Annotated in this window: 12 protein-coding genes; 8 read left to right on the top strand and 4 right to left on the bottom strand. The window is 34.1% G+C overall.

Annotation, left to right across the window (positions count from 1 at the left end; all coding sequences use genetic code 11):
* Window positions 1-4 precede the first annotated feature (4 nt).
* Window positions 5-1,930 carry a site-specific DNA-methyltransferase gene (locus V2145_RS11580; protein WP_330987745.1) on the top strand — a complete coding sequence of 642 codons (1,926 nt, stop codon included), beginning with the start codon at window positions 5-7 and terminating at the stop codon, window positions 1,928-1,930.
* Entirely contained in the window at window positions 1,927-4,500 is a 2,574-nt protein-coding gene (locus V2145_RS11575; RefSeq protein WP_330987744.1) for a DEAD/DEAH box helicase family protein, read from the top strand. Before V2145_RS11580 ends, V2145_RS11575 begins: the two co-directional genes overlap by 4 nt.
* A gap of 419 nt (window positions 4,501-4,919) precedes the next feature.
* On the opposite strand, the gene V2145_RS11570 is transcribed toward V2145_RS11575, so the two are convergent.
* The 3 genes from V2145_RS11570 to V2145_RS11560 form a co-directional block, all read right to left on the bottom strand.
* Window positions 4,920-6,449, bottom strand: a complete 1,530-nt coding sequence (locus tag V2145_RS11570) for an FAD-dependent monooxygenase (protein ID WP_330987743.1) — start codon at window positions 6,447-6,449, stop codon at window positions 4,920-4,922.
* A gap of 77 nt (window positions 6,450-6,526) precedes the next feature.
* Window positions 6,527-6,877, bottom strand: coding sequence for a DoxX family protein (locus tag V2145_RS11565; protein WP_330987742.1), 351 nt, complete (start codon window positions 6,875-6,877; stop codon window positions 6,527-6,529).
* 196 nt (window positions 6,878-7,073) lie between these two features.
* Window positions 7,074-8,258, bottom strand: a complete 1,185-nt coding sequence (locus V2145_RS11560; protein ID WP_330987741.1) for a YhgE/Pip domain-containing protein — start codon at window positions 8,256-8,258, stop codon at window positions 7,074-7,076.
* 184 nt (window positions 8,259-8,442) lie between these two features.
* Between V2145_RS11560 and V2145_RS11555 the strand changes: the two genes are divergently transcribed.
* The 4 genes from V2145_RS11555 (at window position 8,443) to V2145_RS11540 (ending at window position 13,956) form a co-directional block, all read left to right on the top strand.
* The gene (locus V2145_RS11555) at window positions 8,443-9,048 is read left to right on the top strand and encodes a TetR/AcrR family transcriptional regulator (RefSeq protein ID WP_330987740.1); all 606 of its coding nucleotides are present in this window, start codon (window positions 8,443-8,445) and stop codon (window positions 9,046-9,048) included.
* 243 nt (window positions 9,049-9,291) lie between these two features.
* Window positions 9,292-10,131, top strand: a complete 840-nt coding sequence (locus V2145_RS11550; protein WP_330987739.1) for a TnsA endonuclease N-terminal domain-containing protein — start codon at window positions 9,292-9,294, stop codon at window positions 10,129-10,131.
* On the top strand, window positions 10,128-12,284 hold the full coding sequence (locus V2145_RS11545; protein ID WP_330987738.1) for a transposase: 2,157 nt from the start codon (window positions 10,128-10,130) through the stop codon (window positions 12,282-12,284). Before V2145_RS11550 ends, V2145_RS11545 begins: the two co-directional genes overlap by 4 nt.
* Window positions 12,259-13,956, top strand: coding sequence for an ATP-binding protein (locus V2145_RS11540; protein WP_330987737.1), 1,698 nt, complete (start codon window positions 12,259-12,261; stop codon window positions 13,954-13,956). Before V2145_RS11545 ends, V2145_RS11540 begins: the two co-directional genes overlap by 26 nt.
* Window positions 13,957-14,030: 74 nt before the next feature.
* On the opposite strand, the gene V2145_RS11535 is transcribed toward V2145_RS11540, so the two are convergent.
* Window positions 14,031-14,627, bottom strand: a complete 597-nt coding sequence (locus V2145_RS11535) for a GNAT family N-acetyltransferase (RefSeq protein ID WP_330987736.1) — start codon at window positions 14,625-14,627, stop codon at window positions 14,031-14,033.
* A gap of 142 nt (window positions 14,628-14,769) precedes the next feature.
* On the opposite strand from V2145_RS11535, the gene V2145_RS11530 reads away from it, so the two are divergent.
* A complete protein-coding gene (locus tag V2145_RS11530) occupies window positions 14,770-16,629 on the top strand; it encodes a TnsD family transposase (protein ID WP_330988139.1) in 1,860 nt (619 codons plus the stop codon).
* Entirely contained in the window at window positions 16,610-18,145 is a 1,536-nt protein-coding gene (locus V2145_RS11525; RefSeq protein WP_330987735.1) for a Tn7-like element transposition protein TnsE, read from the top strand. Before V2145_RS11530 ends, V2145_RS11525 begins: the two co-directional genes overlap by 20 nt.
* Window positions 18,146-18,147: the final 2 nt, after the last annotated feature.

Raw genomic sequence — 18,147 nt, 5'->3', positions numbered from 1 at the left:
CAATTTGGACACACAGGTACAACAAAATATTAAGCAAGTTCTTAGCACGTTTTCTCAATACTGGAATGGGGAAGAAATGCTTAAAAATAAAGTAATAGATGATTTAAGAAAGTATAAGAGTGAGTTAATTGAAACCTTGCTTTCGAATAATGTGATTAGAAACTCATATTCAATCGACATCAATGGAAATATTATTTTTAAAATTGACGAATTTATTAGTATGCTGCGGTATAAAAATTATTGGGAAAATAGTTACACTCAATATAGTAATGAACTTGGATTAACAGGCGAGGGGAAATATCTTAAATATAATACGGATATAGTTTTAGATTTCCCCCACAAGGACTGCGTATTAGAGGGCGGCATGACAAAAGAACATATAAGCTGCAGTGAAATTTACTATCATACTGTATTGGCGAGAGAAGAAATTGACGTGATGCTCTCTCCTAAGGTTCTAATGAATGTAAAGAAATATAGTGATGAGGGTGAGAAAGAAGTAGAACATTTCAGCGAAACAGACAACTTAGTTATAAAAGGAAATAACCTAGTTGCTTTACATTCATTAAAGAAAAGATTTAATGGCAAAGTCAAATTAATTTATATAGATCCTCCATATAATACTGGGGGAGATAGCTTTAAATATAATGATCGCTTTAACCATGCAACATGGTTAACTTTTATTAAAAATCGCTTGGAAATTGCTAGAGAATTACTTTCTAATAACGGTTCTATTTGGATAAATATAGATGATGATGAGGGGCATTATTTAAAAGTTTTAGCTGATGAAATCTTTGGGAGGAATAATTTCTTAGCAAATATTGTTTGGCAGAAGAAGTATTCCCCACAGAATGACGCTAAGTATTTTTCTGATATGCATGACCATATACTTGTATTTGCAAAAAATAAAAGTGAGTGGAAGGCGAATCCAATGCCTCGTACGGAAGAGATGAACTCAAGATATACTAACCGTGATGATGACCCGAGAGGTCCATGGAAGGCAGGGGATTTTTCGGTGAAGACTTATTCCGCAGATTATGATTATGAAATTATAACTCCGGGCGGAAGACGTGTTTTACCTCCAAAAGGACGTTGTTGGGCTACTAGTCGGGAGAGATTTAACGAACTTGTAAAAGATAATAGAGTATGGTTTGGAAATGAAGGAAATAATGTCCCTTCAATTAAAAAATTCTTGTCTGAAGTAAAAGATGGCATGGCTCCTATCACAACATGGTTTGGAGAAAATCTTTATGAGAATGAAGAAATAGAAACTTTTTGGCACTATAAGGATGTAGCACATACTCAGGATGCGAAGAGAGAATTACTTAACTTAGACATAGATTTTTCTACACCAAAACCTGAAAAGCTTTTACAGCGTATTATTAATATAGCAACAAATGAAAAAGATTTAATCCTAGATTTCTTTATGGGTTCAGCTACAACACAAGCTGTTGCGATGAAAATGAATCGTCAGTTTATTGGGATTGAACAAATGGATTACATTGAGGATGTATCAATTCAACGTTTGAAAAAAGTAATAGAAGGAGAACAAGGTGGCATTTCCAAAGAAATAAATTGGCAAGGTGGAGGGGATTTCGTCTACACAGAATTATATGGTCTAAATCAAAATTTTGTCTCACGTATTCAAAATGCAGTGTTAGATGTAGACCTTGATTCAATTATTACAGATATGATGCAAACGGCTTTCTTTAACTATAAGATCGATCTTGATCGATTGACCAATGAAGATAGCAACTTTAAGAATCTTTCTCTCGAAGAAAAGAAACACGTGCTGATTGAAAGTCTTGATGCAAATCAAATGTATTTGAGCTATTCAGAGATTGAAGATGCACAGTATCAGATTCCTGAATCAGTGAAGCAATTTAACCATTCCTTCTTTAAGAAAAAAGTTTCAGGTGGTGAAGAGTCATGAGTAATGAGATTCTTCACGCCAGAATAGAGAAGCGTTTCAACGATATCTTTGAAATACCACCAGAAGTACCCGATTACATTTATGCAAACTTAAGTCATAATCTACGTCCCTATCAAGAAGAAGCATTACGCTATTTTATGTATACGCAACAGTCAGACGCAGCAAATATATCCTTTAATCATTTACTGTTCCATATGGCGACGGGCTCAGGGAAAACGCTGATGTTGGCCGCAACCATACTATATCTGTTCAAAGAAAAGGGACATCAAAACTTTGTTTTCTTTGTAAATAGTGATGCCATCATTAAAAAGACGTTTGATAACTTGACAAATATAGCATCACCAAAATATCTTTTTAACCCAGAAGGAATCGTGATTGACGGAACAACCGTTAGTATCCAAGTGGTTGATGTATTTCCAGCTTTTCCAGCTGATCATACAATTTATTTAAAGCTGACAACAATCCAGAAGCTTCACACAGACTTGACTAACCCACGTGAAAATGGTCTGACGTATGAATCATTAAATGAAACAGATCTAGTGCTATTGGCTGATGAAGCACACCACATAAATGCTTTGACAAGGAGTGATAAGAAGAAGCTTAATACAAAAGAGCTAGAAGAAAAAACATGGGAGAGTACAGTTTCTAAATTGCTAAGGCAACGTCCATCTAACCGGCTGATTGAGTACACAGCAACTATCGATTTGAATAATGATGCACTGTTCCAAAAATATCAAGACAAGATCGTTTTTCAATACGATCTGAAGCGTTTCATGGAAGATGGTTATTCTAAGAATGTGGTCTTGCTTCGAGCGAATGAAGATGATAGGCAAAAGATGCTGAACGGGCTGCTGCTCAGTCAGTATCGAAAATATTTAGCTCAGGATCATGGGGTTACTCTTAAACCTATTATCCTTTTTAAGTCTAATAAAATCGCAACGTCGTTAGAAGCCAATAAGACCTTCTTATCCCTGGTAGAAGAAATGACAGCTGAAGGGTTAAAAACTGTTGTAGATCGTGGTGTATCTCTATATCAAAATGTCCAGAGTATTTGGTACAAAATGTTTGCTTATTATAAAGAAAAAGATTTTGACCAAGTAGTAAGGGACTTAAAGTGGGATTTTACACATCAAACCACGTTAAATGCTAATGATTCATCGTTTTTGTCTGAGGGTAATGCGTTACTCCTTAATACATTGGAGGATGAGAACAACCCAATTCGTGCTATTTTTGCAGTGGCTAAGTTGAATGAAGGGTGGGATGTACTGAATCTGTTCGACATTGTTCGTATAAGTGAAGGAGCATCTAGTACTAAGACTACAACAGATAGTGAAGCTCAACTTATTGGACGCGGAGCACGTTATTATCCATTTATTCATAGAGAAGAACGCTCTTATGTCCGTCGATTTGACTTTTTGGGAAGTGACTTGAAGGTTATTGAAACCTTGCATTATCATACTATCAATGAAAATGCGTATATCAAGAACCTTGAAAAATCACTAGAGGCTGCTAATATTCAGGTAAAGGAGGATCAGTACGAACGTTTGGAAGCTAAAGTGAAGTCCAAAATTCGAAAAATGGACTTTTTTAAGAATGGTAAAATCTATATTAATAAACTTGTTCCGACTTCTGCATCGGATTATGAATCGTTTAAGGATTATAATGTCTCTCAAGCCTATGATGTCCAGTATGAAACGGCAATTGAGCAACAATATCTATCTGGTCAAATGACAACCAATGGATCGAAGCGCCATGAAGAACAGCTTCTTATATCTAGAGTACTTCTTCAGAAGGCCATTCAACGTAATCAGTTTTATTGTTTCAACAACTTGAGGACTTATATACCGAGCATTTCTAGCATGAAACAGTTCATTGAAGACAAGCGCTTTTTAGGAGGTCTAAAAATTAACTTGTCACTTCCTAATGGGATGACAGCTCAAGATTTAGCACCAAAAGAAAAATTATCAGTTGTTGAACGCTTTTTAACATATGCTGAGAAGAACATTCGATCTAATTACATGAAAGAAAGAGGTACCCCTGTTTTTGAAGGAGTAGCCATGTCACAGTTGATTGATGATTATGTAGTAGAAATGAATAAAGTTAATAAACGTATAAATGTAACACAAGTGGTTCGGGCACGTAATATGCGAGATCATGATTGGTATATTTATGATCAGGCGATTGTAAATGGTTTAGAAAGTAGCCTGATTGATTTTATTAACGATTATGTAGAAGAGTTAAGAGAGAAGTATCAAGAAGTATATCTCATTCGAAACGAACGAAAAGTCAAAATTGTTGAGATTGGTCAGGTACGAGGATTTATGCCAGATTTTCTATTGTACCTCAAAGACTCAGACTATACGTATCAAGTATTCATTGAGCCAAAAGGTACTAATTTACGAGAACATGATGAATGGAAGCAAGAATTCTTACTTTCGCTTTCCACTAGAACTGATATTGAAATACTAAATGAAAATGACCAAGTTCGTTTACTTGGAATAAAATTCTACTCAGATGATAGAGAGTTGAAACAAGCTTTTCGAGAAGATTTTAAAGAGAAAATACTTTAAAATGATAAAAAAGGCAAGAGAATGATGAACGAGTTTTTTTAGAGGAACCAATAGTGTGATGTAATTTTATAAAAAAGATTGATCATTTTAAACAAAGTTCGCTAATTTAAAATAAAGGTTGATCACTTAAAATAAAGATTGATTAAAAATAACCTCAATGGATATGGTGTCCATATGAGGTTATTTTTTTATTCTAAAATTAAGATAAGCGAAACTCAACCAGACCATCGTATAGCCCCTGTAACGATGTGCGGCATTCAAGTTTCCTCCTCCACTCAGCGTCAAACACAGGGAAAGGGAGATGCTGGTTTAGAGCATCCCCCTTTAGAAATTCTAGCGATTTTATTTTACACATTCTAAGGACTTTACCACGTTTTATTGCAGTCAATATAATTGGAATTTACCTCGATATTGGCTATTTAATTTAGATTAAATGGAGCGATTTTAAATTTAGTGAGATATTCATTCAAAGCACTTACATTTTGATCTTTATTTGCTAGAGCAACATAACCATCAGGTCTAATTAAATAAAGAGCATCTTGTTGAAAACCTACACTATCCATTTTTTGTTCCCATGTAAACTCATGAACCTTAAGAGAGTGTGATTGTGCAAATTCAATTAGATCCTTATTTGCTTGTCCGTAAATGTGGATTTGCCAATCAAACGACTGTAATGGTTTGAAATTGTCACTATGAGCTGTTTCAATCCAAGGTAAGCGCTCACCAGCAACAATCTTTCCGGCAGTACCGTTACTAAGTTTGCTATCTCGATAATTGATTTCGGTCTGCGACACTACTTTGAAAGCTTTCTTTTTTGCAGTTGAGAATCCAAATAAGAAAGGCACAACATAAGGCATGAAAACTTTACGTAATAAACTCCCACGAACATGGCGGCCAACAATGGTTTGGAACACTTTATCGGTAGTCGATGTTAAGATGCGAGCAAATGCTATCCGTTCTGATTCATAAGTTTCTAATATTGAGGAGTCAGCTTTTCCTTTAATAACTGCCGCAAGTTTCCATGATAAATTTATAGCATCCCCAATACCTGTATTCATACCTTGCCCTCCTGCAGGGCTATGAATGTGACCAGCATCACCTGCTATAAAGATGCGACCTTTTATAAATTGTTCACTTACACGATGATGAACACGATAAGTAGAGAACCAATTGACCTTAGTGGTTTTTAACCCAATTTTCCTTTCGATATAACTACTGATGTCTTTATATTCCATATTCGAGTAATTAGTTAATTCTTTTGGAACAATACCAATAATTCTTTTCATTTTTTCATTTCTAACAGGCATATACGAAATGAATCCTTCATCATCCATATACATATACATATTTTCCATACCGGCTCCTCCAGCCTCAGATTCTACATCTGCCACGAAAAACAATTGATCGTAGGTTCCGCCGGGGAATTCTATTCCAAGACCTTTTCTTACTGTGCTGTGCGCACCATCACATCCACATAGATAATTAAACTCGGTACGTTCTTCTAGACAACCATCTTTTTTTAATGTTGCTTTTACTGTATCTCCATTATCTGAAAAAGATGTTAATTCTGTATTCCATTCTACTTCGATTCCTACTTTTTTAAGCTCATCAACAAGAATTTCTTCATGTTCATCTTGAGGAAAGCTAAGGATATAGGGGAATGGACTTAATCCCTCACCTAAATCTGGAAAGTTCAATTTTGCTTTGTCTTTATCTCCTTCACGTATAGTTAATGCTGTCATCGGCAGACCTTTATTCACTAATCTGTCAGAGAACCCAAGTTGTTGATAATGTTCCAATATACGCGCATGAACTACTAAAGCACGAGAGGCTGTCCCGGGGCCAGAATTTTTTTCTATTATCCGAATTTGTACTCCGTGATTAGCCAGACTACGTGCCAGAGCAAGTCCAGTAGGACCAGCTCCTACGATTAATACTTGTGGTTTCATTATTGTGTCCCCCTAAAAGTAGAGTGTTTAAATATATTTTCAACAAATATGATTGTTATATCCCTTGAAATAAAATTTTAATATGGTATAGCAACAACAGATAATAAAAGTAAAAAGAGTACATTAATTGAAATAGCCTTGTACTCCTTTCTTCGCAAATGAAGGACAGCTGCTAAAACCATAATAATTGAAAGCCCTAATGCTGATAAAGGCGTTAACCAAGTCAATACTGCTAATAGATTAGGTAGAATTAAGCCAAGTCCACCCAGTAGCTCAGAATATCCTATAAAGATTGTTAAGGTTTTTGGAGAGTTTTCAACCCAATCTTGTTTTGCCTTTATTTTTTCATAATTGAACACCTTCATTAATCCAAACAAAATAAATAATATACCTAAAGCGAGCTGTATTACCCATAGTGTGATATCCAAAGGTATAACCTCCTTAAATTTTTTGCTCCTCTAAACTAAAATATTAAACTGAAGTTTCATTTATCATAGCTAATGGTACATATGACAGTCGGGTTTTGAATTTGAAACTTTTTAGTTTTGTACTAAAAAATAGGTAATGTAAATTAGAACTTCTTTTGGGTCCACCTAAGGAATTATTTGCTAATAGTTTTAAGCTCTAGCCATGTTGTATTCCTTTTTGTTGAACAGGCTTTAAAGCCGATAATAAAATGACACAAACGCTTAGGCTAGCCATTATTAATAGAATTAGTGATGGACCATCAAAACTAAATGTGCTACCAAAATATAATAATTCTCTGAGCCCCTCCACACTAAAGCGCATTGGTAACCAATAATAGATCCAATCTCGATAAAATGCTGACATAAATTCGGGTGGCATAGATAATAGTGGTACTCCGAAGAAGAATAATAAAGCAAATATTCCAATTCCTTTAATGCCGAACCAAGCTGTCACAGCAGATATGAGCATAAAGAAACTAAAGTACGACAAAGCTACAAATAATGCTGTATCATTAAAATTAGGTACATGAAAACCTAACCAATTGTCTACAATACTGATTAATCCGAAGCCTACAATAATGGCTAAAATGGCCCCTATCGAGATTAATATTAATTTTGAAAGAAAGCTTTCTCTCCTACTTTTAATGTTAACTTTGTTTATTGAAATAAAAACTATGGCTGCTCCAATAATACTACTCATCCAAAGGGGCTGAATAAAAGAGACCGGAGCATTACCATTGGCACTATTTAACCCCACAGCGTTAATATTCGTAACGTCTACGTTAATAGGGGCTGCTAAAACGGATGCCTGCTTTGTTGATATTTCTCCACCTTGCTTTTCAAACTCAGCTAGTAGTTGAGAGGATAGATTTTTATTAAGGTTATCAGTAATACCTTTAAGCATTTGCCCAGCCATTTTTGCTGCAGTAGCATTCATTCCCTCATTTATTAAAATTTCAATGTTAGGAAATGAAGGATTAGGCGTTTGAAGGGATGCTTGTTTTTGACTAAAACCCTTAGTAATGACCATTGCGGCATAATACTTCTGATTATTTAATCCTTCTATAACAGTCTCTTTATCCGGTACCTTAATCCAATGAATCACTGGAACTTCTCCAGAGCTCTTTTTTGCCAAGTCCCCAATTTTTTCAACAAATGTGTTACCCATGTTGATTTTTCCTTTATTCCGAATGTCAAATCCTTCGTCTTCATTTACAATAGCAATTGGTAAACTTCGAGGACTGGGGTTGACCGATGGTACTAGTGTGAGCGAGAAAATTAGAACGACTGTTAGCACAAGAATTGGTGAAAGCAAGAATAGTTTTTGTTTTAAAAATTTCATGAGATTCATGCTCCTAAAAATAATATATTTTATCAACACTAAGTTGAATAGTGATCACAGTATCTATTATAATTTGAATAATTGGTAATGCAATAAACAGTAATTTAGAATTTTGTCGCAAAATCAACAGTAAATAATATTTTTGTTGATTAAAATAAAAAAATTTAGACAGGAAGTTGGATGAATGTCAGTGCAATCAGTTGATCGGAGAATTATTCGTACGAAAAGAAGGATTAGGGAAGCACTAGCTCAGTTAATAGAAGAAAAAGGATTTGAGACAATTACGATTAGAGATTTAACAGAAAGAGCAGATATAAACAGAGGTACTTTTTATTTACACTACCGTGATAAATTTGATTTATTAGAGCAATGTGAGTATGAAATATTCCAAGAAATTGAAGATGTTGCAAAGGGAGTAAATCTAGAAGATCTAAAGAACTTTAACGAAAAACAAAAGCCATTAGTGTACACTGTCAAATTGCTAGAATACATTAAGGACAATGCTACTTTTATGAAAGCAGTTCTAGGCCCTAACGGAAAAGTTGTGTTTCAAATTAAATTAAAAGAGTATATAAAATTGAATGTTGGAAAAGTTTTTTTAAAGGAAACAAAAGAGGAAAACATGAAAGTGCCAAAAGAATATTTAGTTTCATATCTTGTTTCTGCTCACTTAGGTGTCATACAGGAGTGGTTAGAAAAAGGATTAAAGGAGGAACCAAAAGAAATTGCATTATATATTGCAACAATTTCCTTTATGGGACCATTTGAAGCAGGTGGTTTCAAAAAATAACTTGAATGTAAATAAGGTTGTTCTGTAGGTATAAACCTTCTATAGAGGTACCTTCTACTTTCTGCTGTAGTTTATAAAAAAGTTCACATATTTTAAATGTGTTTAAAATAAAGATTGATTAAAAACAACCTCAATGGATATGATATCCATATGAGGTTGTTTTTTTGTTCTTAAAGCACCGAGGCTGAAGGGAATTTGTATAAAAGGATATAGAATATCAGATTTTTAATTTGGGGTGATGATATGTCCAAACGCAAACGTTCACCATCAACTGAAAAGAAGTTAAAAGACGGTCGTGGACAGGGGTTGGGAATAGAATATAAACCATGGGTTAAGATTCAGGATGTCCCGTCTTTAGGTCGTTCAACACGTCTAAAAGGAATCAAAATACCAAGACAATTTGAGTTTCTGTCAGACTTGGAGCGAAACTACTTTTATTTATTGGAATTCTCTGACAGGGTAGTTGATATGAGAGAACAGTATCCATTATTGCCGATTGATGAAACTATGGTCATTGCCGATGAATTGGGTATTAAACATCCAACAGATCCTAAAACAGGTGAACCAATTGTGATGACAACTGACTTTTTAGTAACAATTAGTCACAATAAGCAGCTTCAACACTTAGCCCGAACTTTGAAGTACAAAGATGAGTTAATGAATGAACGAATACTTGAAAAGTTTGAAATTGAGCGAGTTTATTGGGAAAGACATGATATTAACTGGGGCATTGTTACCGAATTAGAAATCCCAAAAGCAATGGCACATAACATTGCGTTCTTTCACGGCTATTCGGATCTTTCTGTTTTCGAAGGATTTGGAGATTTGACAGCATATGATATAGAAGATATGAGTGTTTATTTTATTAGTAAGTTGCTAACCCAAGATCAAACAGTGAAACAGATTGCTAAAGAATTTGAAAGAGATTTCGGCATGGTTGTTGGTTGTGGTCTTTCGCTATTTAAATATTTAATCGCAACGAAAGCTATAGAAGTGGATATATTAGAAAAATTAGTAGTAAATCAGATTCAGGAAATTAAAACAGTGCGAAAAGATTATTCAGATAAGGTGAGGGTGATATGATTTTTTTCAATCAAGTGTATCAATATATAGATATAGAAGAAAAGAATCGTATTCGTGTTATAACTATTGATAATCCAATTGTCTATTTTGTTGATCTAATTGGAAATACATCGATGCCAAAAAAAATCTTACTATCTGATATTGAAACAGAACTTCAGAGTGGTTTAATAATTCCAATTCCAGACCCATTTTCGAAGAGTTATTCTGATAAAGATTTAACAGAAAAGCAAATTCAAAAGCGTGAAGAAGACTGGAAAATTGTCTCTGAAGGCTGGATTAAATTCAAAGATGCACTACTTAACAAAAAAGAACGGGATACAATATTTGAACAAATTGCACAGCAGCATAGAATCGCAAAGATTAAGGTAAAGCGAATTTTCACACGTTTTTGGCAGCGTGGATTAAATAAGAACGCACTTCTTCCTGATTATATGTATTCAGGTGGTAAAGGTAAGGAACGTCTTTTATCTACGGAATATAAGGTTGGACGCCCAAGATTGTATTCGTCCACTGAGAAAGGCATTAATATTACGGAAGATGTTAAAAAGCAGTTTAAATATGTAGTGAAAAAATATTATCGAAAAAAAGAGCAATTATCTTTAACTAATACATATGAATATTTGCTAAGAGAATTTTACTCAGACAAATATTATGAGGGTAACCAGCTTAAGTTTAAGATTTGGGATGGCTCTAGAATACCTACATATCATCAGTTTTACTATTGGTTTAAGAAGCTAGAAGAACCAAAACTTGATTTTCAGTTGCGTTATAGCCAAAAAGAGTTCGAATTAAATCATAGGCCGATTTTAAGTCATTCATCTTTAGAGACGGATGGACCAGGGACGCGATTCCAAATTGATGCAACTATTGCTGATGTATATTTGGTAAGTTCATTTGATAGGCAATTGATTATAGGTCGTCCAATTGTTTATGGAGTCATTGATGTATATTCACGCTTAATTACAGGTGTTTATGTTGGTTTGGAAGGTCCTTCTTGGGTTGGTGCCATGATGGCTTTAGATAATATGGTGACAAACAAGGTGGATTTTTGTTCGAAATATGACATTACGATTGAGGAAGGACAATGGCCAGCCCATCACTTACCTGAAATTATTATTGCAGACCGAGGCGAGTTTGAAGGGTATTCTGTGGAAAGCTTAATTAACAATTTTAATATAAAAATTGAAAATACGTCCCCATATCGTGGAGATTTAAAAGGGATTATTGAACGACAATTTCGTACAATTAATGGGAAAATAAAACGCAAAGCACCAGGTGCTATTCAAAAAGAATATCGTGAACGGGGAGACCGAGACTATCGTTTAGATGCAAGTTTAAACCTTGAGGAATTCACGAAAATTATTATTCATCTTATGCTACATCATAATCAGAAAATCATAAATCAATATCCATTAGAAAAAGAGATGATTGCAGAGCAACTAACAGCATCCCCTATTCACTTATGGAATTGGGGCATTACAAATAAAAAAGGTAATTTACAAATAGTAAGTAATCAAACGATCTTGAGATTAAATCTATTACCTAAAGGAAAGGCCCGTATTACAAGAGCTGGGATTAAGTTTAAGGGCTTAGCATATGGTTCTGAAAAAGCTTTAAATGAGCAATGGTACTTGAAAATGAATAATCAAAGTATCGAGGTTGTTTTTGATCCACGTTCAATGGATCGAATTTATATTCCACATGCGGGTGGGCTCAGTTTTGATACATGTTATTTATTAGATACAAGTGTGCAATATAAAGGGGATTTCCTGGAAGAGATTGAATTTTATCAGCAACTTTTACAAGAAACTAAGACTCAGGAAACCAATAAACAAATCGAAAGTACAATTAATGCAGATGTAGCAATTGAATCGATTATAAAGAAGGCAGTAAAGCAGAAAAAAGAAACACCTGTTCACTCAATAAGCAAGGTTAAAAAGTTGAAAAACATCAGAGCGAATAGACAGGCTGAAAAACTGCTGAATAGGGAACAGGAAAAGTTTGATTTAGGAGTTGAACCAAAACCTAAGCCTGCAAAAATTGTTGAATTTACAATGTTAGAAACGGAAGCGTCATCTATAAAGAAGTCTGGTTCACGTTTAATGGAAAAACTTAAAAAGAAGCGAGATGAGGAGTTTGGTAAAGATAAATGATCTTGTTCTTAAAGGTGATTTTGAAGAAGCAATTTATAAAAATCAGGCCTTATCTGAGTATCACAATAATCCTTTTATTGAAGCGCTTCCTCCAATTTTTGATGAAGATGATGTTTTAGAACGCTTTATGGTGACACCTCGTATTACGATGCAAGATAAACAAGGTACAACGAACATTCGTTACCATGTTTTGAAACGTATTAAAAATTTTATTCAGCCATTGCCAATTCATTTTGAGGTAGAACGAAGACTATCTACATTAATTCGAAGAGGTTATTTAGCCAGGAATCCTTTAGATAAAACATTTTTGGAGCGTATTCGAGTGTTGCACCAATTGCGAGAAGATGAAGATGATTCACATAAATTTATCAATGAGCGCCTTAATTATATTCGTTCAACAGCAGATAGCTTATCGATTATTGGTATATCAGGTATTGGGAAAACAACTGCAATAGAGCGCTTATTACTTATGTATCCGCAAGTCATTAAGCATGATATGTATAAAGAGTTGCTATTTAACCGAACACAAATTGTTTGGTTGAAAATTGACTGTCCATATGATGGAAGTTTATCGACACTATGTAAAAGCTTTTTTAAAGCAATTGATGACTTGTTGGGAACACGTTATTTAGAAAAGTTCGGTTATTTAAATCGTATTACTTCAACGATGTTGTTACATATGACTTCTTTAGCAAGCATGTACGGAATTGGTGTCCTTGTCATTGATGAAATCCAGCATCTTTTACACTCGAAAAATGATCAAGAGGAGATGCTGAATTTTTTCGTGACTCTATCCAATACAGTAGGTATTCCAACAGTAATAATTGGTACTGCGAAGGCGCAGCGATTATTTAAAGGGAATTTCCGTCAAGCTCGTCGTGCTGCAAGTGATGGTGCGATTATTTGGGATCGGATGGATGAAACTAGTGAAGAATGGGAGTTCTTCTTAGAAACATTGTGGGAACTCCAATGTTTAAAAACGTCTTCCGAACTTACTGATGATGTAAAAAAGGCATTTTATGATGAATGCCAGGGAATAACTTCTGTTGCAGTATGTTTATTTATTCTCGCTCAAGAACGAGCAATGTTTGACGAGGATAATGATAATGAAATCATTAATGCCAAAGTAATCAAAAAAACTGCTAAAATAGATATGCAAATCATTCAGCCTATGATGAAAGCAATACGGACTAATAATTTTCAAGAAATGATTAAATATGAGGACATTATGATTAATTTGGATGAACTGATGCTTAATCATAAGCGTGATTCAGAGCTTGAAGGACGAATCCGTAAAGGTTTTAAAGAACGGCAGCATACTTTAGATTATAAAAGGCGAGATATGATTGAAAACTTATGTGTGGAAATCTCTGCATTAGGAATTTTCAATAGTTTAAATGTAATTGACATAAAAAATCTAGTCACAAAAATAATTGGGAATAATTCGATTGAGACAGATTTTAATATATTAAAAACTGATGCAATTCAACAGGCAATTGCGCTAAATCAACAAAAGAACGTGAAGAAAGAGCCTAAGATAGAGAAGAAAGAATCACTGCCTTTGTTATTGCTAAGAACAAAAGCAGTGGAAAAAAAGCAACACCCATATGATTTATTAAAAACTAAAGGTTATATAAAACAACCCTTAAAAGAATATTATTTCAATTATTAATTGATGGGGTAAAATCATGAAAACACAATAGAGCATGGCTATTACGCCATGCTCTAGTTCATTGCGAGATTTTTTTAATTGCTTTGGTTGGGAAACTTCCCCTCCCCACAGAGTCCTTTATGTTCCGAATTATCCCAATAAATATCCGTCGCTTTATTTGAATTGTTAATATCGTCGTGCCAAATAACATTAAAATCATGTTTTTTATAGAAAGAAGCTAATTTGTCAAAATGATCTGAGTCTGCGTATGAAATCCACCCTGTAATCTTTTGAATTGAGTTCTCTTTTGCAAACTCTATTAATGAATTAAGCAAAATTGAACCATATCCTCTGCCTGAATTTTCTCCAAACACTTCTATATCACAGAGCTCAATATCTACCTCACTCTTGTAAATAGCGCTTAAACGAACTCGGTTTAATACAATCCCTTTTTTATTAATAATTTTTAGTTTGATGAGAAACAATCCGAATTTTTCCTCTTTATCTAAACTAGTGTGATATACAATGATTTTTTCTTCTTTCTTGTTGATAATATTTAAAAGATCATTTTCATCGTTCTCTTTAATTTTTTTAATTTCTTTGCTTACTTCTACATCTAAATCCTTTATCTTGGATTTTGAATATATCCTCTTATCTCTATGTTCTTTGAAATTCAATATGAAATCAAACATAAAATATTCCCTTTCCTATCGAAGGATTTATTTATAAATTGTAAGCAACAGTCATGGCTAAATTAAATATTCGTTTAATGTCTAAAACTCTAATTGAATTGACAGGATATTAACAAGTCAATAAGTAGGGGGACATTAAGTGATGCTACCGTTCTTTACAAATCCATACCCAGATGAATTAATATATTCAGCGATTTCACGTTATCACTTTTATAATGGCAATCATGATTGTAAAGATACGTTAGAAGAGATGTTTGGCAATCGTTCTGTGATACCGAGTTTAGAGATTGGGAGCCATTTTTCTGTTTTGGCGCAAAAGTTAGGATCTCATTATTCAATTAAAGATCTATTAGCTAATCATACAATTTATCCTTACTATGATATGTTTCTTTCTAATCTACGGCAGCAGGAAATTTTACGAGATGTTGTCGGAGATGGTAAAGGTCTTTACACAAGGTTAGGAATGGTGGCTGGAAGTATCTGTAGGAAAAATGATATGTATTATTGTGCTGAATGTGCTAAAACAGATATAGATCGGTATGGTGAGCTATATATCCATCGAGAGCATCAGCTACAAGGAGTTGTTTATTGCCCACATCATGAATTGCCTTTAAAGAAATATCCAATAACACCGAATGTAACGAGTCGAATCAAATTTATAAGATTTGAAATAGGAAAGATCGATTTAACATATAAATACGAAGTTGACCCTCATGCAGAAATCAATATCTATTTAGCAAAACAAGCATATAAACTATTGCAGCAACCATTGCAAACATTAACACTACAAGATGTTACGATGAAATATCGTGGCTTATTAAGAAATTTAAATTTGGTTACTACTTCCAATCGGATTCGACAAAAGGAGCTTTACGAGAGATTTGAACAGAAGTTACCTTCTGCTTTTCTAGAGCGATTTGAAAGTGTGTTGGATGTTACAGATGAATACAATTGGTTAAAAATGATTACAAGAAACATTAAGAGGCACGTGCACCCTTTTCGACATCTATTAATGTTATACGTGTTAGAGAAAGATGTGGATGATTTTATAGGCTTAAAAGCAGATAGAGGTCCTTTTGGCAAAGGGCCATTCCCATGTTTGAATCGTGCGGCTGTGCATTATAAAAAGTCAGTTATTCCAATTGTTAAAGTAACCAGAGATTTTAAAACAAATGCCCCAATTGGTACTTTTACTTGCTCTTGCGGATTTATCTATGCGCGAAAAGGGCCTGACCAATCAGTAAAAGACCAATTTCATATAGGTAGAATAAAGCAATTTGGTCATGTATGGCACGAAAAATTAAAGCGATTATCAAAAGGAGGGGTAAGTATAAGAACAATTGCTAGAGAGCTAGGAGTCGATTTTAAAACAATTAAAAGGAAATTATCGGAAGGTGTCGAAATTAGTAAAAAAGAGCAAGTAGTAAATCAGGCGTTAATGGAAGAATATAAACAAAATATTTCGGATATAATGAATCAATTTCCTCACCTCTCCCGTTCTTCCTTGAGAGAGAAATGTAAAAAACAGTATATTTTTTTATACCGCCATGATAAAGACTGGTTAATGAATAAATTACCTTTTAATAAAAATAAACTGGAACCTACCAAGGTAGTTGATTGGGTTAAGCGTGATAAAGAATATGCAGCTAATATAATAAAGCAACATTGTGAATTATTAGAGCTAGAAAAGCCTATCCGTATTACAATGTCATTAATCGGTAAAAGACTTGGTATTTTAGCGAAGTTAGAGAGACATTTGGATGAGTTACCAAGAACTAAAAAACTACTTTTAGAGATTACAGAACCTGTTCAGCAATTTCAAATTCGACGTTGCTGCATAGTGATTGACAACATGTGGCTAGAAGATCAACCCCTTCAGTTGTGGAAAGTCCAGCGAATTGCAGCTGTGAAATCGCATCATTTCCATGAAATTAAACCACAACTTGAGTCATACATAAAGCGTAAGCAGGATGTGACAAACGATGAGCGAACAACAAGTTAAGTTAAAACATTGGCCTTTTAAAGATGGAGAACGAGTACAATTAATATGGATTAGTTCGCCTTTTTCACACGATAAGAAAATCATGAATCATGCTTATTTCAGAGCTAAAGGAAGAACAGAAAAGCTTTTGGTTGATTGGGGTACATTACCAGCTTTAGCGATTCAACATTATTATATGAACGGTGATGTTAGTAAAAGTATCGCGCCAGAAGGAACAAGGGAAATTGAAATGACTATTTATCCAAGTGCTGTAGGCTATTTCGAGAAAGAATGGAGCATTTACGGCACAAATGATAAAGATATGTCACGTAGCTTTATCGTTTCTTTTAATAACAAAAACTATATTCTCCCGTTAATCGAAGTCGTACGAAGTATTTTAGCACCAAATCGTTTTTTACTTTATCGACTGTTTGAAACAAACTCATTTCCACAATATTTTATTGAGCAGACAGAAGCGAATAAAATTCATTTGGATTTTTCCTCACTGTATCATCGCAAATACACCAAAGACAATTTTCTCTATCAGTTAGTTTGGCTACTTTCCAATCAAGGTTTGAGAAGAATATTTGAAAATGTGTCCTACACATTTATCAATACAGGATTTGTAAAGTTTGATTGGTTATTTTCAAAGCCAATTACGATTAAAGCGATTGTTAAACCAAGTTCAAATGGTGGCACAATCCTTAGAATCACGAATGTGAGGAACAAACAAATTTTGTATAATGAAATTTCATTTTCACACCCTGAAATTGTACAAACTGAAAGGTCAGGAGAAGCTAAAAAGTATACATTGCATTGCAAAAGCGGTAATGGTAGTCAGCAAAACGAACTAACGCTTGATGAAGAAGTTGAAGGTACCACTAATAACTTTGATTTGATTGAAATGGGTAATCAAGTGCATGAGTATGTGAAGCTACCTAAGGTAACGAAAATACGAAGGAATTCTAATAAGCAGCGTACTTTTGAGGATGAAAATACGAAGAGATATATAATTGATGATCATGGTAGAAGGTCTACCTCGGATGTTGGTGGAAGTAGGGTTGCTAGAGGTTTAGAAAATAAATCGCTTTACGATATAAAGGTACAAGGTGAATTGGGAGAGTTTATCAAAGTACTGGAGAAAATAGAGAATAATCCCCAGGTGCAGTTAATAAATGTCATTCAAGGGTGTTTGAAAGAATTTTCTGATACAAAAAAGTTTGTTTATTTGAGTGATGGTGTTACTGAGAGGAAGTATGTGATTGCTGAAATTGTTCTGTTTGCAAACCAAGTAGTGAGTGTAATTGAAGTGGAGCGTAAAGGTATGGCACTGTCCACTTTAATATGTAAATTAGAAATGCAGCAGGATAGAAATTATTGTTATAAACAAATTTTAAGGGGGTTAGTTAATAATAATGGGACATGGAATAAAAAGCAGTTGAGTTTTAATGAAATAAAATTTTTAACGCTTAAGCACGGTAAAAAAGAAGTTTTGCATAGAGCTAATCTCTTAGTAAATAAATCAATTAAATGGTGAGG

Source organism: Priestia sp. GS2 (assembly GCF_036409025.1).
Classification (GTDB): Bacteria; Bacillota; Bacilli; order Bacillales; family Bacillaceae_H; genus Priestia; species Priestia aryabhattai_A.
The sequence above is the reverse complement of the archived record's forward strand: the minus strand, read 5'-3'. Positions and strand labels throughout refer to the sequence as shown.

Excerpts from the sequence above, each read along its gene's own strand:
- V2145_RS11575 (WP_330987744.1), top strand. The coding sequence starts at position 1,927 with ATGAGTAATGAGATTCTTCACGCCAGAATAGAGAAGCGTTTCAACGAT.
- V2145_RS11570 (WP_330987743.1), bottom strand. The coding sequence starts at position 6,449 with ATGAAACCACAAGTATTAATCGTAGGAGCTGGTCCTACTGGACTTGCT.
- V2145_RS11560 (WP_330987741.1), bottom strand. The coding sequence starts at position 8,258 with ATGAAATTTTTAAAACAAAAACTATTCTTGCTTTCACCAATTCTTGTG.
- V2145_RS11555 (WP_330987740.1), top strand. The coding sequence starts at position 8,443 with ATGTCAGTGCAATCAGTTGATCGGAGAATTATTCGTACGAAAAGAAGG.
- V2145_RS11550 (WP_330987739.1), top strand. The coding sequence starts at position 9,292 with ATGTCCAAACGCAAACGTTCACCATCAACTGAAAAGAAGTTAAAAGAC.
- V2145_RS11545 (WP_330987738.1), top strand. The coding sequence starts at position 10,128 with ATGATTTTTTTCAATCAAGTGTATCAATATATAGATATAGAAGAAAAG.
- V2145_RS11540 (WP_330987737.1), top strand. The coding sequence starts at position 12,259 with ATGAGGAGTTTGGTAAAGATAAATGATCTTGTTCTTAAAGGTGATTTT.
- V2145_RS11535 (WP_330987736.1), bottom strand. The coding sequence starts at position 14,627 with ATGTTTGATTTCATATTGAATTTCAAAGAACATAGAGATAAGAGGATA.
- V2145_RS11530 (WP_330988139.1), top strand. The coding sequence starts at position 14,770 with ATGCTACCGTTCTTTACAAATCCATACCCAGATGAATTAATATATTCA.
- V2145_RS11525 (WP_330987735.1), top strand. The coding sequence starts at position 16,610 with ATGAGCGAACAACAAGTTAAGTTAAAACATTGGCCTTTTAAAGATGGA.